Below are 18,991 nucleotides of genomic sequence, written 5' to 3' on the forward strand. Positions count from 1 at the left end.
CCCAGACCCCCGCGCCACAAACGCCGGCGGGGCTGTGAACAGCCCCGCCGGCGTTTGTGGCGACCGGGCGCGGAGCGTCCGGTATCGGCGTCAGGAGGGGCGGGTCAGGTGTTTGAAGGCGTCCAGGTTGTGGGTGGGCTCGCCCCGTGACGTGCGCCATTCGTACTCCCGCCGGATCGCGCTCGCGAACCCCAGCTCCAGCAGGGTGTTGAAGGCCCCGTCCGCCGCCTCCAGGACCGTGCCGAGGAGCCGGTCCAGGTCGTCCGGGGTGACCACCGAGAGGGGGAGCCGCGCCGTGAGGTAGACGTCGCCAAGCGGGTCGACCGCGTACGCCATCCCGTACAGCTTGAGGTTGCGTTCCAGCAGCCAGCGGTGGACGCCCGCCTCGTTCTCGTCGGGGTGGCGGATCACGAAGGCGTTCAGCGACAGGGAGTGGCGGCCGATGCGCAGTGAGCACGTCGTGCTCAGCTTGCGGGTGCCGGGCAGCTGGACGACGTACGTGTCCGGCCGGGGGGATTCCCAGCTCAGCTCGGCGCCGGCCAGCGTGGACTCGATGATCGCGGCGGTGTCAGCCATGGTGGGAGCGTACGCGACGGCGGTGATCGTGCATCGCTGCGGTGTACACGTCGGCGGTGCCGCTCGCGGCGGTGTCCCAGCCGAAGTGCTGGGCGTGCCGGGCTGCGGCGGCGCCCATGCGGTCCGTGAGGCCGGGTTCGTCGACGAAGCGGCGCAGGGCGCGGGCGTAGTCGACGGGGTCGTGGCCGGGCACGAGGATGCCGGTGACGCCGTCGTCGACGGCGACGGGCAGGCCTCCGACGGCCGCCGCGAGGACGGGCGTGCCCGTGGCCTGGGCCTCGATGGCGACCAGCCCGAAGGACTCGTTGTAGGACGGCATGACCAGCACGGACGCCGCCCGGAACCAGTCGGCGAGCTGGTCCTGGGCCACCGGCGGGTGGAAGTGGACGAGGTCGGTGATGCCGAGTCTCGCGGCGAGCTTCTGCAGCCCCTCCGGCTTGGCGAGGCCGCTGCCGCTGGGGCCGCCGACGACGGGGACGAAGAGGCGGCCGCGCAGCGCGGGGTCGCGGTCGACGAGCTCGGCGACGGCGCGCAGCAGGATGTCGGGGGCCTTGAGGGGCTGGATGCGGCCCGCGAAGAGCGGGATCACGGCGTCCTGCGGCAGGCCGAGGCGGGCGCGGGCGGCGGCGCGGCCGTCGCCCGTGGTGAAGCGGTCGAGGTTGACGCCGGGGTGGACGACGGCGACCTTGCCGGGGTCGGCCTCGTAGTGGCGGACGAGTTCGTCGGCCTCTTCGGCGGTGTTGGCGATCAGCCGGTCGGCGGCGGCGACGATCTGGGTCTCGCCGATGACGCGGGCGGCGGGCTCGGGGGTGTCTCCCTCGGCGAGCGCGGCGTTCTTGACCTTGGCCATGGTGTGCATGGCGTGGACGAGGGGGACGCCCCAGCGTTCGGCGGCGAGCCAGCCGACGTGGCCGGAGAGCCAGTAGTGGGAGTGGACGAGGTCGTAGTAGCCGGGGCGGTGGCCGGCCCAGGCCTGCATGACGCCGTGGGTGAAGGCGCACAGCTGGGCGGGCAGCTCCTCCTTGGCGAGGCCCTCGTAGGGTCCGGCGTCCACGTGCCGGACGAGGACGCCGGGGGCGAGCTCGACGACGGGCGGCAGGCCGCCGGTGGTGGCCCGGGTGAAGATCTCCACCTCGATGTTGATCGCGGCGAGGCGGCGGGCCAGCTCCACGATGTAGACGTTCATACCGCCGGCGTCGCCGGTGCCGGGCTGGTGCAGCGGTGAGGTGTGCACGCTGAGCATGGCGACGCGGCGGGGCTTGCGGTGGTGGCCGACGGCCGGGAGGCGCAGGCGGGGCGCGTCCTGGCGGGCACCGCGGGCGGCGGCGATGCGACCGCTGATGCTGCCGCCGAGGCGGGACACGTACTGGCTCAAGGGAGCAGTTCCTCTCGCTCGGATCGCGCGGACGGCGGGCTGTGCGGTGTGCCGGTGGGGCGGCACGGTGTGGGGCGTTGACGGCATGCGTGCGGGAGCGCGCGCGGCGCCCTGCAAGGAGTGCAACCCGGATGGCCGTCCCCCGCATTCCGGGGCGCGGCAACTTCCTGCCCGGGACGCCTGATTTTTTTGCGGGCCGGGCGCTCCGCTTACGCTCGGCGCATGGTCTCCCGCAGCACTCCGCCACCGCCCAAGCGCCCCGTGGGCACCGTGACGCGCGGGACGACGAACCCGAACCGGCTGCGCCGGATGGACCGCTGGATCGCCGCCGTGCACGGGGCCGCGCTGCGCCGGGCGGAGGCTCCGGTGGCGGTGGACCTGGGGTACGGGGCGGCGCCGTGGACGGCGGTGGAGCTGCTGGCGCGGCTGCGGGAGGCGGCGCCCGGGGTGCGGGTGGTGGGGATCGAGATCGAGCCGGCGCGGGTGGCGGGGGCGAAGCCGTACGAGCGGGAGGGGCTGAGTTTCCGGCACGGGGGGTTCGAGGTGCCGCTGGAGGGCGGGGAGCGGCCGGCGCTGATCCGGGCGGCGAACGTGCTGCGGCAGTACGAGGAGGAGCAGGTCGAGGCGGTCTGGGAGCGGTTGCGTGCGCGGCTGGCTCCGGAGGGGCTGCTGGTGGAGGGGACCTGCGACGAGATCGGGCGGCGGCACGTGTGGGTGGCGCTGGGGCCGGAGGGGCCCCGGACGGTGACGTTCGCGACGCGGCTGGGTTCGCTGGAGCGTCCCTCGGACCTGGCGGAGCGGCTGCCGAAGGCGCTGATCCACCGGAACGTGCCGGGGGAGCCGGTGCACGCGTTCCTGCGGGACTTCGACCGGGCGTGGGCGGCGGCGGCGCCGTACGCCTCGTACGGGGCGCGGCAGCGGTGGATCCGGACGGCGCGGGCGCTGGCCGTGGACTGGCCGCTGGCGGACGGGCCGGTGCGGTGGAGGCAGGGGGAACTGACGGTGCGGTGGGAGGCGTTGCGCCCGGCGGGGTGAAACTCGCGGTGTCGGGAACCGGGGATGGGGGCGGCCCGTTGAGTCGTGCGGGGTGGACGGTGCGTGGCCGGTCATGATCGGAGCGGAATCCGGAGGGTGTTGGATTTCGCCGGTTCGTGGCACCATCCCGGAGGCAGTGCGAAGTTACTGACGAATAGTCAGATCTGATGTCCAGTGGTTCCGCTGACGTCGGCTCTGGCTCGGGGCGCCTGGGGGAGCCATGGGGACCGTGAAGCGAGCGTCGTCGCGCCGTAGGGGGGCGTCCGCCCTGACGCTGCTGTGCGCGATGGCGATACTGGCGGCCCCCGGTCTCGCGGCGGGCACGGCGTCCGCCGCCCCGTCCGCACCCGCGGCCCCGTCTGCCCCGTCGGCTCCCGCGCCGGAGCCGGGCGGCAAGACCCTGGAGCAGGTCCGCAAGGAGATAGAGGACCTCTACCGGCAGGCCGGCAGCGCGACGGACGCCTACAACCTCGCGGAGAGCGAGACGAAGGCGCAGTCCGAGCGGATCGTGCAGATCGCCAACCTGGTGGTGGCGGGCCAGGACCGGATCGCCACCCTGAAGAACCGCGCGGGCGCCGCCGCCCGCGCCCAGTACCGCTCGGGCGGCCTGCCGCCGGGCGCGCAGCTCGCGCTGAGCGGCAGCCCGTCGGAGTTCCTCGACGGGGCGGGCCGGCTGCGGCAGGGCGAGAAGGCCACCACGGACCTCCTGGCGGAACTGAACCGCACCCAGGCCGACTTGGAGCGGTACGCGAAGGACGCGGGCGCGGTCTGGCAGAAGATGGAGGACAACCGGGTCAAGAAGGAAGCCGCCAAGAAGGAGATCGAGGGCAAGATCAAGGCGGCGGAGGACCTGGAGAGCAAGCTGGCGGCCGAGGAGAAGGCCCGGCTGATCCAGCTGGAGCAGGACGCCCAGTACCAGGCGCAGACGGCGTGGCTGTCGTCGGGCGCGATGAAGGACGTCAAGGGCCTGGCCTCGGACGCGGGGAAGAGGGCGGTGCAGTTCGCCACCGCGCAGATGGGCAAGCCGTACGTGTGGGGCGCGGAGGGCCCGGGCTCCTACGACTGCTCGGGGCTGACCTCGCAGGCGTGGCTGGCGGCGGGGCGGCCGATCCCGCGCACCTCACAGGAGCAGCTGCGGCTGCTGCCGAAGGTCGCACTGAAGGACATGCGGCCCGGGGACCTGATCATCTACTTCGACGACGCGAGCCATGTCGGGATGTACGTCGGGGACGGGGCGATCGTGCACGCGCCGCGGCCGGGGCGGAACGTGACGATGGCCGGGGCGGGGTCGATGCCGATCAAGGCCGTGGTCCGGCCCGACGCGTAAGCCCTGGCCGGGCGGTTCCGCGGGCCGGGGGCGCCACCGCCCCCGGACACCCCGCGCCGCCCCGCGCGACCGGTTCCGCTGCGCGGGGCCGGGTCCCCTACCCGCCCCTCTCCCGCTCACCGGGGCAAGCCCCGGACCCCCGGTCCGCGCGGCGCGCCCGGTGCGCTCGCACCGCCCCGGCCACCGCCGGGAGGTGCCGCGGCCGGCTCGGGGGCCGCGTGCTGTGACCGGGGTCTCGGGCCGGGGCGCCCGGGTCGTGACGTTGGTCATCCCGGGTGGGCGGGTTTCCGCCGGGATGGGGGTATATGGCGCGGGCCGCCGTCCGTTTCGGCATTCCCCCGCCCCACCCCCGCCCGCTAGGGTCCCGGCATGAGCGCACTTCCGGGGGGAGGCAAGGAACCGGAGACGATGCCCGTACCTGTACCGCGGCAGAGGGAAACCCCCGCCCCGGAGAACGGCGGCCCCGCCCCCCAGACGGCGGCGGCCCCGCTGACCCTGCTGGTCGTCGAAGACGACCCAGGCGGTCTCACCGTCCCCGAGATCCTCGACGCCGACGGCCAGCGCATCCGGCTCCGCACCGCCCGCAACCTCACCGAGGCCGCCCGGCTGCTCACGCCCGACGTGCACTGCGTGCTGCTCGACCTCGCCCTGCCCGGCCCCGGACCCGGCCCGGGCCCCGGCCCCGGCGACGACGGCCTCGGCGCCCTGCGCGAGGTCCTCCGTATCGCCCCCCGCCACGCCGTGCTCGTGCTCACCGCCGAGGCCGACGCCGAACGCGCCGCAGAGGCCGTCCGGGTCGGCGCCCAGGACTTCCTCTTCCGCGACGAGCTCGACGGACGGCTCCTCAGCCGCGCCATCCGCTACGCCGTGGAGAGAAAGCGGGCCGACATCGCGCAGTACAAGCTTGCAGAATCGAAACTTCGGGCCCAGGAGAACGCCCGCCTCGAACGCGGACTGCTCCCCACCCCCCTCCTCGACGGATCCGGCCTCCGCTTCGCCGCCCGCTACCGCCCCGGCCGCAGCCGGGCCCTCCTCGGCGGCGACTTCTACGACGCGGTCCGCACCCCCGACGGCACCGTCCACGCCATGATCGGCGACGTCTGCGGCCACGGCCCCGACGAGGCCGCCCTCGGCGTGGAGCTGCGCATCGCCTGGCGCGCGCTGACCCTGGCCGGGCTCTGCGGCGACGACCTGCTCGCCACCCTCCAGGAGGTCCTGGAGGTGGAGCGGCCCTGCGAGGAGATCTTCGCGACCCTGTGCACGGTGGACATCTCCCCCGACGGCCGCCGCGCGGGCCTGTGCCTGGCCGGCCACCCGGCCCCGCTGGTCTCGCGCCCCGGCCGGGCGGCGCGGCTGCTGCCGTACGAGAACAGCGGCCCGGCGCTCGGGCTGCTCCCCCGGGCCCGCTGGCCCCGCCGCCAGGTGGACCTGGGCGGGACCTGGAGCCTGATGCTCTACACGGACGGCCTCATCGAGGGCCGGATCGGCGAGGGCCGCGAGCGCCTCGGCCAGGACGGGATGGTCGACATGATCAACCGGCATCTGGCGGACGGGCTCACCGGCGAGGACCTGCTGGAGGCCTCCGTCACCGAGGCCCGCCGCCTCAACGGCGGCGAGCTCACCGACGACGTGGCCCTCGTCCTGCTCTCGCGAGGTCAGCGGCCGCCGTTGTAGGGGCCGTACGGGCCGTCGCTGCTGCTGCCGCCCCGGCGGCGGTTGCCGCCGCCCGAGACCTGCTTGAGGGCGGGGCGGACGTCGACGAAGAACACGATGGACGCCACCAGGCCCGCGATCTGCAGGAACAGCATCCCGAGGAAGAAGTCCACCAGGACCGTGACACCCAGGATGACCAGCCAGAAGGTCTTGGTCTGCTTGTCCGCCGCGCGGTAGGCGTCCTCGCGCGCCAGCAGCGCGAGGACGAAGGCCACGACGGCGAGCGCCAGCATGGCGTAGCCGAGCAACGGGAGGACCCCGTTATCGAACCCCTGCATCAGCATCGTCTCGACCGCCTTCTCGCATCCAGCACTTCTGATTCCACGCTACCGCCCGATCCGCCTTCCGAAACGAGAACGAACCGGACACCCCACGGGTGCCCGGTTCGACCGCGGACCGGTCAGCTCTCGTCGGCCGCCTCGGCGGCGGCCTTCCTGGTCCCGTTGCGGCGCGCGGCGGGCTTCTTGGCCGCGGGCTTCTCCTCGGCCTCGGCGGGCGCCTCCGCGGAAGCCTCCGCCGGGGCGTCCTGCGCCGCAGCCGCCGGCTCCGGCTCGACGGCCTCGGCGATGTCGACGATCTCGTCGGCGACCTCGCCGCGCCAGGCGCGGACGGCCTGCTCCCCGTGCTCGGCGACCTTGTCGTAGGTCTCCTTGGCCCGGACGGCGTACTCGGCGGCCACGCCGACCCCGCGCAGCGCCAGGTCCTGTGCGGTCTCGCCCAGCTTCTTCGGGTCGATCGCCCCGATCACCTCGACGACCCGGGCCGTGACGGCCTCCTGGGCCACCTTGGCCTTCTCCTGCACGACCTTGGGGTCGGTGTCGAGCACGGCCTCGATCCGGGCCGGGGCCTCGGCGCGCAGCTGCTCGATCAGGCCGGGCACCTTCCGGGCCTGCTGGAGGGCCAGGTCGGCGGTGCCGGCGGCGAAGTAGAGGGGGGTGGGGTCGGTGAGGGTCTTCTTCAGGTCATCGGCGATGGCCATGTGCGGGTCCTCCCGGATCCGGTCAGTTCGTGGGTGGCACCGCGCCGTCGGCGGCCGGTTCGTCCGCCGCGTTCTCCTTGCGGAACGCGTCGTAGATCTGGAGCAGCACCTGCTTCTGCCGCTCGTTGATCGACGGGTCGGAGAGGATGACGGCCCGCGTCTCCACCTCGTCCCGGTCCCGCTCGTCGAGGATCCCGGCCTGCACGTACAGGGTCTCGGCGGAGATCCGCAGCGCCTTGGCCAGCTGCTGGAGGATGTCCGCGCTCGGCTTGCGCAGCCCGCGCTCGATCTGGCTCAGGTAGGGGTTCGACACCCCCGCCGCGTCGGCCAGCTGGCGCAGCGAGAGCTGGGCCTGCCGCCGCTGCTCGCGGAGGTATTCGCCGAGGTTCCCGACGTTGAGCGATGCCATGCTCCGATCCTGCCGCACCCTGCTAACTATTGCAAGCGCTTGCTTGCAGGAGTATCCGTTACCGAGGTCGTCGGAAAAGATCTCCGCCCGGCTGTCACATCCGCGCGCGGCGGCGGGTCAGAGGGGTGTCGGACGCGAGAGAGCGCCGACGGAACCGCCCCCACCGAAGGAGCCCCCGATGTCCACCACCGCCACCGTCCTCACCCTCGTCGCCGCCTTCATGGCCGGGTTCTCCGGCATCTCGATCTTCCGCGGAGCCAAGTTCGTCACCGAGCCGCTCGTCGAGTACGGCGTCCCGAAGGGGATGTGGACCTTCCTCGGCACCGCCAAGGTCGCCGGCGCCCTCGGGCTCCTCGCCGGTTTCGCCGTCCCCGCCATCGGGATCGCCGCCGCGATCGGCCTGGTGCTCTACTTCACCGGCGCCGTCGTCACCGTCCTGCGGGCCCGCTCGTACGCACACGTCGCCTTCCCGCTGATCTACGCCGCCCCCGCCGTCGCCGTCCTGGCCCTGGTCTGAGACCGGGGCCGGGGCCGACGACGGCCCGGGCCCCGGAAACAGCGGGAGCTCAGTCCTCCAGCGACGTCAGGTCCAGCGCGCCCAGGCGCTCCGGGTCCGACAGGACGTCGATCGCGACGATCCGCCCCTCCACGACCGTGAAGGCCATGACCGACACGGCCCGGTCCTTGCGGACCACCACGACCCCCGCGGCGCCGTTGATCAGCGCCGGGCGGACGAACGGCACCAGCGAGCTGTAGGTGACCGCCTGGCCCGCCACCGTCCGCGCACCCGTGAGCACCACGGTGAGCGCACCGCCCGCCCCGCCGTCCGAACGCAGCACCACGTCCGGGTCGAGCACCGACAGCAGCGCCTCGAACTTCCCGTCCCGCGCGGCCGCGAAGAACGCGTCCACCGCCTCCCGCTGGCGCGCGAGGTCCTTGTCGGGAGCCGGGGCCTGGCCCTGCACCTTGCGACGGGCCCGGCTGGCCAGCTGACGGGTGGCCGCCGAGGTCTTCTCGACCAGCGGGGCGATCTCCTCGAACGGCACCGCGAACATGTCGTGCAGGACGAACGCCAGCCGCTCCGCCGGCGACAGCGACTCCATCACCACCATCAGCGCCAGCCCCACCGAGTCGGCCAGCATCACCTCCTGCTCCGGGTCGATCCGGCGCTCGGAGCGGATCAGCGGGTCCGGGATCCGCGTCTCCAGCCGCTCCATCGGGTCCTCACGCCGCTGCTCGCGCGAGCGCAGCATGTTCAGGCAGATCCGCGAGATCACGGTGGTCAGCCACCCGCCGAGGTTCTCCACCTCGCTCACGTCGGTGCGCTCCAGCCGCAGCCACGTCTCCTGGAGGGCGTCGTCGGCCTCGGCCAGCGAGCCGAGCATCCGGTAGGACACCGCCTTCAGGTGACCGCGGTGCTCCTCGAAGCGCGCGGTCAGGTCCGCCAAGTCCGTCGGATTCTTCGACGACGAGTTCTCGTCCACCTGTCACATTCCTTCCTCACTGCGGGTCAGGGCAGTAGACCGCACACCCCCGTGAAATCGAACGGGTTCAAGCCCGGGACGTCAACTTCCGTCCCATCGATCGGAGATGACCCAGATGACGGACACGACCGGATCCCCCCGCCCCCTCCTCGTCACCGGCGGCACCGGAACCCTCGGCAGCCTCGTCGTACCGCTGCTGCGCGCGGCCGGTGTCCCCGTACGGATCCTCAGCCGGAGCGCCCGCCCCGCCGCCGGCGACGCCGACCCCGGCATCACCTCCGTACGCGGCGACCTGATCCGCGACGAGGGACTCGACGCCGCCCTCGACGGCGTCGAAACGGTCCTGCACCTGGCCGGCGGCCCCAAGGGCGACGACGTCGCCGCCCACAACCTGGTGCGCGCCGCGAAGGACGCCGGAGTCCGCCACCTCGTCCTGGTCTCCGTCATCGGCGCCGACACCGTCCCCCTCGGCTGGTTCCGGACCAAGCTCGAAGCGGAACGGGCCGTCTCCGGATCCGGGCTCCCCTGGACCACCCTGCGCGCCGCCCAGTTCCACGAACTGGCCCTGACCGTCGCCGAGAAGCTCGCCAAGCTGCCCGTGGTCCCGGTCCCCGGCGGGGTGCGCTGGCAGCCCGTCGACTCCCGGGACGTCGCGGCCCGGCTCGTCGAACTGGCCCTCGGCAAGCCCGCCGGGCTGGTCGCCGACCTCGCCGGGCCCGACGTCCACACCCTCGGCGACCTCAGCCGCGACTACCTGCGGGCCCTCGGCAAGCGGCGCCTGATGATGCCCGTCCGGATGCCCGGGAAGGCCGGCCGCGCCTACCGCGCCGGGGACAACCTCTCCCTCGACGGCGCGGTGCTGGGCGAGCGCACCTGGGAGGCCTTCCTCGCCGAACGCCTCGCCGCCTAGCGGCCCTGGACGCCCTCGACTCCCTCGACTCCCTGGACTGCCTGGACGCCCCGCCGCCCCGCCGGCGCCGCCCCGATCACGACCGTCGCGTGGAGCTCCTCCGACGTGGCCGCCCGGACCGCGAGACCCCCCGCCGTCAACGCGGACGCCGTCAGCGGTGCCTGCCGGGCGCTGGTCTCGATCAGCAGGTGGCCGCCCGGGGCCAGCCAGCGCAGGGCCTGCGCCGCGATCCGGCGGTGGACGTCCAGGCCGTCCTCGCCCCCGTCGAGGGAGACGTGCGGCTCGTGCACCCGGGCCTCCGGCGGCATCAGCCCGATCTCCCCCGTCGGCACGTACGGGGCGTTGACCACCAGGACGTCCACCCGCCCGAGCAGCCCCGCCGGGAGCGCCCCGTACAGGTCGCCCTCCCAGACCGCTCCCCCGTACGGGGCCACGTTGCGCCGGGCGTACGCCAGCGCGGCCGGGTCGATGTCGGCCGCGTGCAGCTCGACCCCGCCCGGCACCTGGGAGGCCACCGCGGCACCGAGGGCGCCCACCCCGCAGCACAGGTCCAGGACCACGGCGCCCGGCCGGGCCAGCGCCACCGCCTCCCCGGCGAGGAACTCACTGCGCCGGCGCGGTACGAACGCCCCCGCGCCGACCTCCACGCGCAGCCCGCAGAACTCCGCCCAGCCGACGACGTGCTCCAGCGGCTCCCCCCGCACCCGCCGGGCCACCAGGCCCTCCAGCCGGCCGGCGTCCCCGGAGGCGGCCGCGGTCAGCAGCTCGGCCTCCTCCTCCGCGAAGACGCAGCCCGCCGCGCGCAGCCGCTCGACGATCGATGTCACGTGTCCCCTCCTCGGGCCGGTCAGAAGACGTCCGGGCACCAGGGCCGGCGGGCGGTGCGGAACACCGCGTCGGCCAGCGCCGCCGCCCCGGCCCGCTCCTCGGCCAGCCGCCCCAGCGCCGCCAGCCGCACCGCCGACTCGTCGCCCAGGTAGAGCGAACCGAGCGCGGACACGTCCAGCCGCAGGTCGGCCGGGTCCTCCGTACGGGCGCACGTGCCGGCCGCGGCGTCCAGCCGGTACCGGCCGTCCGCGAGCCCGGCCGCGTCCTCGACCTCCAGCACGAGCACCCCGGGCGCGGCGTACGTCCGCGCGGACAGGGCCCGTTCCACGTCGAGCAGGCGCAGCCACATGAAGTCGGCCGAGGTCACCAGCCGGGCCGCGCGCGGGTCCGGCAGCAGCAGCGGGAGGAGGTCGTCGGGGGCGCGGTAGCCGGTGCGGACCTTCAGCACCCAGTCGATCGAGCACAGGAACCGCCACAGGGCGCGCTCCGCGGCCGGGGTCACCGCGATCAGGTCCATGACCTTGAGGGTGTTCTCGGGACGCTTCTCGTCCGTCCAGCGGTCGTCGGCCGTGTACGCCGCCATACCGGCCGGCTCACCCGACGCGTCCCGGTAGACGGCGAAGAACCTGTGCTTGTAGGGGCGGTCCTGGGGCGCCTCCACCCCGGTGAGGAGGTTCCACTTGCGGTCGTCGCGGGCGACCGCGCCGTGCACGGCCGCGCTGAGCCGCTCGTGCAGGCCGGGACCTGTCTCCCGGGCCTCGGCGGCGTCGACCAGGTCGATGCGGCCGCCGTCGCCGGGGCCGGAGCCGCGGGGGTCGAGGCCGCTGCGCGCGACGTCGACCTCCCATTCGGCGATGGTGGTGGCGGCCCCGTACCCGTAGCGGCCGTAGATCGGGTATTCGGCGGCGATCAGGGTGGAGACGACGTCGCCGCGCTCCTTGGCCGCCGTCAGCTCGGCGGCCATCATCCGGGTCAGCAGGCCCTGACGGCGGTGGGTGGCGGTCACGCTGACGTTGGTGACGGCGCTGGAGGGGACGGACGCGCCGCCGGGGACGGTCAGCTGCTGCGGGAAGGAACGGAAGGTCGCCACGCAGCGGCCGGTACGGGAGTCGAACGCGCCCTGGGTACGGGCGAGGTCCCAGTACTTGCTGCGCATGGCCACGTCGGGCTCGTGGACCGGGACCGGCACCAGGAAGCCCGTGTCCAGGGCCCGCATCCACTCGGGGAGTTCGGATTCGGCGATCGGACGGATGTCAGCACTCATATCCGGTCACGCTAACCGCCGCACCCGGCCCAGTCGCCCGAATTTAGGGCCGCCCTTCAGGTCCCCTCACGCCAGCAGGTCGTCCACCTGCGCCTCACCCTCCCGGTAGCGCCGGGTGATCTCCGCGCTGGAGTCGTCCGCCGTCCGCTGGAGCTGCTGGCGGCGCCGCGAGACCTGCTGCTCGTAGCGCACCAGCCGGGCCATCGCCTCGTGGAGCTCGGCGTCCGTGCGCGCGTCCAGGTCCGACAGCTCCACGTCCGAGAGCATCTCGGCCGCCAGCAGCCGGAACTCCTCGTTGTGCGGGGTGCCGAGCGTGACGTGCCGGGCCGAGGCGCTGCGGCTCGACGGGGCGTCGGCGAGGATCTCCGAGAGCCGGTCCACCACCGGCGCCTCGGGGTCCGTCCGGCGGGCGAGCTCGGCGCGCAGGATGTCGATGCGGCCGTGCAGGAGCCTGCGGACGTAGCTGAGGTCGGCCTCGTCGCGCTGGGCGTCGCGGCGCAGGGCTCTCAGCTCGGGCAGTCCGAGCGCGGCGGCGGGGGTACCGGCGGGGGTGGTCGGCCCCTCGGGGTCGCCGGTGCGCTGCGCGGGCGGCCGTACCTGGGGTGCGGACGCGGGCGCGTCGTCGGGTGACGCGGGTGCGGCTGCGGAGGTACCGGAGGTGTTCATCGTTTCGTGTCCATCCCCTCGACCGGTGCTGGAGGCACCGCCTGCAGGCATGGTGCCACTCTCCGTGGTGCGGACGCAGTCCCACGCCACCCGATCGGCCCCGGACGGGTGCACGCCTGGTACACAGGTGGTATGCGAGCAGTGGTGCAGAGGGTGGACGGCGCGAGCGTCGTCGTGGCCGGCGAGACGGTCGGCGAGATCGTCGGCGAGGGACTGTGCGTGCTGGTGGGGGTGACCCACGACGACACCCCGGAGAAGGCGGCGGTGCTGGCCCGCAAGCTGTGGTCGGTGCGGATCCTGGAGGCGGAGAAGTCCTGCAGCGACGTGGACGCGCCGCTGCTGGTGATCTCCCAGTTCACGCTCTACGGGGACGCCCGCAAGGGCCGCCGCCCCACCTGGAACGCGGCCGCGCCCGGGCCGGTGGCCGAGCCGCTGGTGGACGAGGTCGTGGCGCAGCTGCGGGCGCTGGGCGCGACGGTGGCGACGGGCCGGTTCGGCGCGGACATGCGGGTCTCGCTGACCAACCACGGCCCGTTCACCCTCGTCATCGACGTCTAGGGGGCCGCCGCTCTTACGGCGCTACGACGACCTCCTGCGCGGCCGGGGTGGTGCCGGCCAGCAGCGGGGCGTCCACCGGAACGTTCCGCTTGACCAGCGCGAGGGCGATCGGCCCGAGCTCGTGGTGGCGCACGGCGGTGGTGACGAAGCCGAGCTGGCGGCCGTCCTCCCCGTCGGCGGCGAGCCGTACGGGCGCGCCGTGCGGCGGGAGCAGCACCTCGGAGCCGTCGAGGTGCAGGAAGACCAGGCGGCGCGGGGGCTTCCCCAGGTTGTGGACGCGGGCGACGGTCTCCTGGCCGCGGTAGCAGCCCTTCTGGAGGTGCACGGCGGTGCCGATGAGGCCGATCTCGTGCGGGATGGTGCGGTGGTCGGTCTCCAGGCCCAGCCGCGGGCGGTGCGCCTCGACGCGCAGGGCCTCGTAGGCGAGGAGTCCGGCGGCGGGGCCGTGCTCGGCGGCGAAGGCCTCCAGCCGCTCGCGCGGGAGGAACACGTCGCGGCCGTACGCGGTCTCGCGGACCACGGACTCCTTGTCGGTCTCGGCGATGGAGCCGGCCGGCAGGTGGACGACGGCGAAGTCGGCGGTGCGGTCGGCGACTTCGACGCGGTAGAAGAACTTCATCGACTCCAGGTAGCCGATCAGCGCCTCCTGGGTGCCGGGCTCGACGTGCGCCCAGGTGGTCTCGCCGTCGTCGACGAGGAGGAGCTGGTGCTCGATGTGCCCGTTGGCGGAGAGGATCAGCGCCTCGGTGGCCTGCCCGGGCGGGAGTGCCGTGACGTGCTGGGTGATCAGCAGGTGCAGCCAGGCGAGCCGGTCCTGGCCGGTGACGGTGACGACCCCGCGGTGGGAGAGGTCGACGAAGCCTCGGCCGTCGGCGAGGGCGCGCTGTTCGCCGTAGAGCTCTCCGTAGTGGGCGGCGACGCCCTCGTCACGGCCTTCGGCCGCTACGGCGCCGGGAAGATGGAGCAAGGGGCTGCTGGTCATGCCACCAAGCCTACGACCCCGCCCGCGGGCTCCCAGGGCGCACCGGGGGCGCTACGCGTCGGCCTGGCCCGGGGCGGGGGTCTCGCGGCGGCGGGCGGCGCACTGCTCGCACAGGCCGAAGATGGCGAAGTGCTTCATGTCGGTCTCGAAGCCGAAGGTGGTGCGCAGTTTCGCCGTGAAGTCGGCGGCGATGTCGAGGTCGGCCTCGATCACCCCGGTGCAGTCGCGGCAGACGAGGTGGATGTGGTGGTGCCGGTCGGCGAGGTGGTAGGTGGGCGCCCCGTGCCCGAGGTGGGCGTGCGAGACCAGCTTGAGCTCCTCCAGGAGCTCCAGCGTGCGGTAGACGGTGGAGATGTTGACGCCGGAGGCCGTCTTGCGCACTTCGGCGAGGATCTCGTCGGGGGTCGCGTGCTCCAGGGCGTCGACCGCTTCCAGCACGAGCTGGCGCTGGGGCGTCAGCCGGTATCCGCGCTGCCGCAGGTCACTCTTCCAGTCGGTGGTCACCACCCGGCCAGTGTAAGCGCGCGAAGGGGACCGCGGCCCTGCCGCGGTCCCCTTCGTACGCGTCGCGTGCGGCTCAGCGGAAGAAGGCGATGCCGTCTTCCGGGAGCTCGGGGAGGTTGCGCGCCATGTCGGCGATCTCCTCCGGGGTGACGACCTTCTTCAGCTGGGCCGACATGTACGGGCGCAGCTCGACGTCGGGGGTCGCCTTCTCGCCGACCCACATCAGGTCGCTCTTGACGTACCCGTAGAGGCGCTTGCCGCCGCTGTACGGGCCGGAGGCGGCGGTGCGGGCCACCGCGTCGGTGACGAGGTCGATCTGCGGCTTCTGGTCGGCGAGCTCGCCGTACCAGACCTCTACCACGCCCTGGTCGCGGACCATGACGATCTCGACCTTGCGGTCCTTGTCGATGCGCCAGTAGCCCGACTCGGACTCCAGCGGACGCACCTTGTTGCCTTCGGCGTCGAGCACCCAGGAGTGGGAGGTGTACTCCAGGAAGTCCCGGCCGTCGTGGCTGAAGACGACTTCCTGGCCGAAGTTGCACTTCTCCTCGCCGGGGAAGTCGAACACGCCGGCGCCTTCCCAGGTGCCGAGGAGGAAGGCGAGGGGGACGAGACCCGGGTTCAGGTCGGACGGGATCTGGATCATGGTTGGCTGCTCAGGCGATCTGTGGGAGGGGTTCCGGGGCGGTCGGCCGGTCGGCTGTTAGCGCTGACCCTGGTAGAGCTTCTTGACGGCGAGGCCGGTGAAGGCGAGGACGCCGACGCAGACCAGGACCAGCAGGGAGGTGAAGAAAGCCTCAAGCACGGGGTGCTCCTCGGAGGATTCGGTGCGGGTGGACGGGGCCGGTCCCCAAGCCTACTGGCCCGGGGACCGGCGCACTGTGCGAGGTGGGCCGAACCGGCCCCGCCGGGCTCAGCGCAGCAGCTGGCGCTGGAGGATCACCGCCTGGTGCAGCGGGACGGCTCCGGCGCCGCCCTTGCGGTTCTGGAGGATCAGGGCCTGGACGTCACCCGACTGGACGCAGCCGACGCGGGTCTGCTCGTCGCCGAAGGGGACGGATTCCTGGAGCACGGTGATGCCGTCGGGCTCGGGGGCCGGCTGTCCCGTGTGCGCCTTGTCCCAGACGGGGTCCGGCTCGGTGCCCTTGACGCCGTTCAGGTCGACGCCACAGCCCGTGAAGGTGTCCGCGAACCCGGAGGCGGGGAAGCGCAGGAGGTAGACCCGGGTGCGCGTGCCGTCGGGGGTGGTCCAGCCGCGGGCGACGATCTGGCGCAGCCCGCTGTCGGTGAACCCCTGCTTCATCTTCTCGCGCGCGGAGGCGTCGTACTCCTCCAGGAAGGTGTCGACGGTGACGGCCGAGTCCTTCTCCAGCTTGAGCCCGGCGTCGGGGGTGGAACCGACGGGGGCGGGCAGGGTCAGCTGGGTGAGGTCGGCGTAGTGGACGCCGTCCAGGTTGTCCACGGCGAACGGCACCGGCGCGCCGGGCGGCAGCACGGGCTTGGCCAGCGCCGGGTAGGTCCAGCGGCCGTCGCTCTTCGTGGACAGGCCGGGGACGTCGGTCCGCTCGGCCCGGGTGATCCCGTACGCGGTGCCCGCGCCGGCGGCGGCGAAGACGAGCACGGCGGCGGTCCAGCGCAGGGCGGCGCGCAGGGCACGGCGGTCCTGGGGCGCGCCGGGCGCCCGGAGGACCGCGGGCCCCTGGGCGGCCTCGGGCACCGCCCCGGCCGGCGGGGCCCCGGCGGCCGCCGGGGCAGGCTCCGCCGGGGTGTCGGCGGCCGCGGGGGCCGCGGATGCCTCGGGGGTTTCGGGGGCCGCGTCCGCCGGGGGCGGGGCGGCTGCGGTGGTGTTCTGCTCGGTCACACGGACTCCCCGGGGGACTTCAGGCGGGACAGCTGGTTCTTGAGGAAGCCGGTGGCCTCGAGCTTCGAGAGGCCCTGATCCTTGGGCCCGTAGGCGCGGAGGCTGACCAGCACGTCGCCCTGGACGGCCACGCAGTAGAGGGAGTCGAGCTTCTCCTTGTTGCGCTCGCCCACGGCCAGCAGGGAGCACTTGGCGTCCGGGTAGCCGTCGACCTTGGGGGCGTCGCGGTCGTCGCCCGTGAGGTCGAGGAGCTTCTTGGAGACCTCCGAGAACGCGCCCACCGCCTTCGGGTCGGCCTGCATGAGCCGGATCTCGACGACCATGCTGCCGCCGGTGGCGGCGTAGGTCCGGGCGGCCAGGCCCTTGAGCTTCAGGTCCGCCAGCATGTCGTCGCGCTTCTTGCGCTCGGTGTCCGACAGCCCCTTGCGGGCCTCCGTGAAGGCCTCGGCCGCCTTCTCCCCGGACGCGTAGAAATCGTGCCCGTCGCCCCCGAGGTCGGGGCCCGGCTCGAAACCGGACGGGAGGGGCAGGAGTTTGCCGGTGAGTTCGTTGGCCGGCACCGGCGCGGCGTTCTGGGCCGAGGGGAGCTTGCCGCCGGCCTCGACCCAGTAGGCGGTCGGCGCGGTCCGGTCGGCGTCGGCGAGGGCGGAGGCCGCCCAGACCCCGCCGCCGGCGAGGAGTGCGGCGACCGCGGCCAGGGCGATCACGGCGACCCGCTTGCGGCGGTTCACCGCGGGCGCGGGCCCGACGGGGGCGGGGGCCTCGGCAATCCCGGCCTGGCCCTCGGCCTGCGGCTCGACCGGGGTCGCGGCCTGAGACTCGGTCTGCGACTCGGCCTGGCTCTCGGCCTGAGCCCCGGTCTGCGGCTCGGCCGGGGTCGCGGCCTGCGGCTCGGTCTGAGGCCCGGTCTGGGCCTCGGTGTGGGTCTGCGGCTCGGTCACAGTCGCTCCAGCTGTCGCTTGACCAGGTCGAGGACGTCGCTCTCGGCGATCTTGCCGCCGCGCGTGTCGATGTAGTGGACGTCCAGGACGACGTCACCCCGGCGGACGAGGGCGCGAGCCACCCGGACCGGATAGAACCCGGGCTCCTCGTGCGTCTCGGAATCGATCCAGAGGTGCCCGGCCCCCGGGTCCACACCCGGGACGGCGGAGCCGGGGTTACCCGCGTACTCCTTGCCGGGCATGTACCTGCCCTGACCCTGCTGGTAGCCGGCCGCCCCGGAGAAGTCGCGGAACTGTATGAGCCGGACCTCCACGACCACGTCGTCCTGGCTCCACGCCCGCGTGGCGATGCGGCGGATCCCGTCCTTCAGGTAGCCGCGCAGAGCCCTGTCCGGCTCCTTGAAACCGGTCGCGAAGGCGTCGGGCGTCTCGTAGCCGTCGGCCTCCAGCTTCGCCCCGCCCGGTGCCTCGACCAGCAGCTTCGTGAGGTCGTCGTCCGTCTTGTGCCAGCGGTTGGCGTTGATCGACTTGGCCGTCGTGGCGTCGTTCGGCGCCTGCGCCTTCGGGGTGTCCAGCTTCTGCTGGGCCAGTGGCGGAAGGGGCGTGGGCTTGCGGCCGGACTGGATCGCGTAGCCCGTGACCGTGCCGGCGAGGGCGCCGAGGACGAGGGCGGCGGCGATCAGGGCGGTCGTGCGGCCGCGGCGGCGCGGGGCGCGCGGTGGCGGCTGTTCGTTTTCCAAAATGGGGTCCCCCCACAGACCTGGAGGCGCGGGAGCGTTCGCCCGCGCACATCCAAGACACCATGCGGGTCAGGGACGTTGTACGCATCCTTATTACGCTTTTATCTCGAACGCGTTCAATCCTCGGGCGGCCGCCGCTTCCCGTCCAGTTCGTCCCACCATTCGTCGGACTTCGGGTCCCCCGACGGATCGTCCCACCAGCGGTCGTCCGGCCCGCGCCGGTTCGCGACCATCGCCGCGACCGGCGGGATGACCATCGCGACCACGCACAGCGCGACCGCCGCCGGTACCGAGAAGAGGCGTACGAAGGACCAGGCGGAGACGAAGAGGAACAGGCATCCGCCCATGAGCAGGAAGTAGGCGCGCCGACGCCGGGCGTACATACCTCCAGCCTAGGACCGGCCCCCGCGAACACAAGGGCGCGGACGGCGCGAAGGGCCGCACCCCGTTCCAGTGGCGTCCAACCCCCTGGGGTGCGGCCCTTCGGCCGGTACAGCGGTGCGGTCGTGCGTCAGACCGCGATGGCGACGTCCGTCACGCCGCCGGCCTCGGCGACCACGACGGCGCGGTCGGCCTGGGCGCCGGGCACCAGCGCACGCAGCGTCCACGAGCCGGTGGCCGCGTAGAAGCGGAACTGGCCGGTCGCGGAGGTCGGGACCTCGGCGGTGAACTCGCCGGTCGAGTCCAGCAGCCGCACGTAGCCGCTGACGGGCTCGCCGTCCTTGGTCACCTGGCCCTGGATCGCGGTCTCACCGGGCTTGAGCGTCGCGAGGTCGGGCCCGCCGATCTGTGCTCCACACATGTTCTCTGTCCTGTCCTGGAGAGGTTCTGCCGCTGCG

23 protein-coding genes are annotated in these 18,991 nt (G+C 73.6%); 6 read left to right on the plus strand and 17 right to left on the minus strand.

The window, feature by feature from the left end; all coding sequences use genetic code 11:
• Positions 1-90: 90 nt before the first annotated feature.
• The gene (locus tag ACFVXK_RS16335; protein WP_389612183.1) at positions 91-576 is read right to left on the minus strand and encodes a YbjN domain-containing protein; all 486 of its coding nucleotides are present in this window, start codon (positions 574-576) and stop codon (positions 91-93) included.
• Complete coding sequence (mshA, locus tag ACFVXK_RS16340; protein WP_389612184.1) at positions 569-1,951, minus strand: D-inositol-3-phosphate glycosyltransferase; 1,383 nt, start codon at positions 1,949-1,951, stop codon at positions 569-571. Before mshA ends, ACFVXK_RS16335 begins: the two co-directional genes overlap by 8 nt.
• A 222-nt stretch (positions 1,952-2,173) precedes the next feature.
• Between mshA and ACFVXK_RS16345 the strand changes: the two genes are divergently transcribed.
• The 3 genes from ACFVXK_RS16345 (at position 2,174) to ACFVXK_RS16355 (ending at position 5,987) form a co-directional block, all read left to right on the plus strand.
• The gene (locus tag ACFVXK_RS16345; protein WP_389612185.1) at positions 2,174-2,986 is read left to right on the plus strand and encodes a class I SAM-dependent methyltransferase; all 813 of its coding nucleotides are present in this window, start codon (positions 2,174-2,176) and stop codon (positions 2,984-2,986) included.
• 220 nt (positions 2,987-3,206) lie between these two features.
• Positions 3,207-4,313 (plus strand): C40 family peptidase, encoded by a 1,107-nt coding sequence (locus ACFVXK_RS16350; RefSeq protein WP_389612186.1) that lies wholly within the window; start codon positions 3,207-3,209, stop codon positions 4,311-4,313.
• A 408-nt stretch (positions 4,314-4,721) separates the two neighbouring features.
• Positions 4,722-5,987, plus strand: a complete 1,266-nt coding sequence (locus tag ACFVXK_RS16355; RefSeq protein ID WP_389612188.1) for a PP2C family protein-serine/threonine phosphatase — start codon at positions 4,722-4,724, stop codon at positions 5,985-5,987.
• Here ACFVXK_RS16355 and ACFVXK_RS16360 read toward each other — a convergent pair.
• From ACFVXK_RS16360 to ACFVXK_RS16370, 3 genes are all read right to left on the minus strand, one after another.
• Positions 5,969-6,310: a DUF2516 family protein gene (locus ACFVXK_RS16360; RefSeq protein WP_042809690.1), complete on the minus strand. Its 342-nt coding sequence runs from the start codon at positions 6,308-6,310 to the stop codon at positions 5,969-5,971. The genes ACFVXK_RS16355 and ACFVXK_RS16360 overlap by 19 nt on opposite strands.
• A gap of 116 nt (positions 6,311-6,426) precedes the next feature.
• The gene (locus ACFVXK_RS16365; protein ID WP_389612190.1) at positions 6,427-7,005 is read right to left on the minus strand and encodes a hypothetical protein; all 579 of its coding nucleotides are present in this window, start codon (positions 7,003-7,005) and stop codon (positions 6,427-6,429) included.
• A gap of 22 nt (positions 7,006-7,027) precedes the next feature.
• On the minus strand, positions 7,028-7,414 hold the full coding sequence (locus tag ACFVXK_RS16370; protein ID WP_362147653.1) for a helix-turn-helix transcriptional regulator: 387 nt from the start codon (positions 7,412-7,414) through the stop codon (positions 7,028-7,030).
• A 178-nt stretch (positions 7,415-7,592) separates the two neighbouring features.
• On the opposite strand from ACFVXK_RS16370, the gene ACFVXK_RS16375 reads away from it, so the two are divergent.
• Positions 7,593-7,931, plus strand: coding sequence for a DoxX family protein (locus ACFVXK_RS16375; protein WP_389612192.1), 339 nt, complete (start codon positions 7,593-7,595; stop codon positions 7,929-7,931).
• 49 nt (positions 7,932-7,980) lie between these two features.
• Here the strand turns inward: ACFVXK_RS16375 and ACFVXK_RS16380 are convergent, their stop codons facing one another.
• A complete protein-coding gene (locus ACFVXK_RS16380; RefSeq protein WP_389612194.1) occupies positions 7,981-8,898 on the minus strand; it encodes a sigma-70 family RNA polymerase sigma factor in 918 nt (305 codons plus the stop codon).
• 115 nt (positions 8,899-9,013) lie between these two features.
• On the opposite strand from ACFVXK_RS16380, the gene ACFVXK_RS16385 reads away from it, so the two are divergent.
• A complete protein-coding gene (locus ACFVXK_RS16385; protein WP_389612196.1) occupies positions 9,014-9,808 on the plus strand; it encodes an SDR family oxidoreductase in 795 nt (264 codons plus the stop codon).
• On the opposite strand, the gene ACFVXK_RS16390 is transcribed toward ACFVXK_RS16385, so the two are convergent.
• The 3 genes from ACFVXK_RS16390 to ACFVXK_RS16400 form a co-directional block, all read right to left on the minus strand.
• Positions 9,805-10,635: a putative protein N(5)-glutamine methyltransferase gene (locus tag ACFVXK_RS16390; protein WP_389612198.1), complete on the minus strand. Its 831-nt coding sequence runs from the start codon at positions 10,633-10,635 to the stop codon at positions 9,805-9,807. The genes ACFVXK_RS16385 and ACFVXK_RS16390 overlap by 4 nt on opposite strands.
• Before the next feature lie 20 nt (positions 10,636-10,655).
• A complete protein-coding gene (locus ACFVXK_RS16395) occupies positions 10,656-11,900 on the minus strand; it encodes a GNAT family N-acetyltransferase (protein ID WP_389612200.1) in 1,245 nt (414 codons plus the stop codon).
• A gap of 66 nt (positions 11,901-11,966) precedes the next feature.
• On the minus strand, positions 11,967-12,566 hold the full coding sequence (locus ACFVXK_RS16400; protein ID WP_389612202.1) for an AmfC protein: 600 nt from the start codon (positions 12,564-12,566) through the stop codon (positions 11,967-11,969).
• A 132-nt stretch (positions 12,567-12,698) separates the two neighbouring features.
• Here ACFVXK_RS16400 and dtd point away from each other — a divergent pair, with 132 nt between their 5' ends.
• Complete coding sequence (gene dtd / locus ACFVXK_RS16405; RefSeq protein WP_042813065.1) at positions 12,699-13,124, plus strand: D-aminoacyl-tRNA deacylase; 426 nt, start codon at positions 12,699-12,701, stop codon at positions 13,122-13,124.
• A 13-nt stretch (positions 13,125-13,137) separates the two neighbouring features.
• Here dtd and ACFVXK_RS16410 read toward each other — a convergent pair whose 3' ends face one another.
• The 8 genes from ACFVXK_RS16410 to ACFVXK_RS16445 form a co-directional block, all read right to left on the minus strand.
• Positions 13,138-14,106 (minus strand): YgfZ/GcvT domain-containing protein, encoded by a 969-nt coding sequence (locus tag ACFVXK_RS16410; protein ID WP_389612204.1) that lies wholly within the window; start codon positions 14,104-14,106, stop codon positions 13,138-13,140.
• A gap of 51 nt (positions 14,107-14,157) precedes the next feature.
• Positions 14,158-14,613 carry a Fur family transcriptional regulator gene (locus ACFVXK_RS16415; protein ID WP_389612206.1) on the minus strand — a complete coding sequence of 152 codons (456 nt, stop codon included), beginning with the start codon at positions 14,611-14,613 and terminating at the stop codon, positions 14,158-14,160.
• Positions 14,614-14,683: 70 nt separating this feature from the next.
• Positions 14,684-15,256, minus strand: coding sequence for an FABP family protein (locus ACFVXK_RS16420; protein WP_389612208.1), 573 nt, complete (start codon positions 15,254-15,256; stop codon positions 14,684-14,686).
• Between the two features lie 267 nt (positions 15,257-15,523).
• Positions 15,524-16,471, minus strand: coding sequence for a hypothetical protein (locus tag ACFVXK_RS16425; RefSeq protein WP_389612210.1), 948 nt, complete (start codon positions 16,469-16,471; stop codon positions 15,524-15,526).
• Positions 16,468-17,412: a hypothetical protein gene (locus tag ACFVXK_RS16430; protein ID WP_389612212.1), complete on the minus strand. Its 945-nt coding sequence runs from the start codon at positions 17,410-17,412 to the stop codon at positions 16,468-16,470. The genes ACFVXK_RS16425 and ACFVXK_RS16430 overlap by 4 nt, the downstream gene beginning before the upstream one ends.
• Positions 17,409-18,152 (minus strand): hypothetical protein, encoded by a 744-nt coding sequence (locus tag ACFVXK_RS16435; protein ID WP_389612214.1) that lies wholly within the window; start codon positions 18,150-18,152, stop codon positions 17,409-17,411. Before ACFVXK_RS16435 ends, ACFVXK_RS16430 begins: the two co-directional genes overlap by 4 nt.
• A 116-nt stretch (positions 18,153-18,268) precedes the next feature.
• Positions 18,269-18,535, minus strand: coding sequence for a DUF3099 domain-containing protein (locus ACFVXK_RS16440; protein ID WP_042813060.1), 267 nt, complete (start codon positions 18,533-18,535; stop codon positions 18,269-18,271).
• A gap of 128 nt (positions 18,536-18,663) precedes the next feature.
• The gene (locus ACFVXK_RS16445; RefSeq protein ID WP_030030422.1) at positions 18,664-18,954 is read right to left on the minus strand and encodes a DUF1416 domain-containing protein; all 291 of its coding nucleotides are present in this window, start codon (positions 18,952-18,954) and stop codon (positions 18,664-18,666) included.
• Positions 18,955-18,991 lie beyond the last annotated feature (37 nt).

The organism is Streptomyces sp. NPDC058157, from assembly GCF_042884105.1.
In the GTDB taxonomy this organism is placed as follows: Bacteria; Actinomycetota; Actinomycetes; order Streptomycetales; family Streptomycetaceae; genus Streptomyces.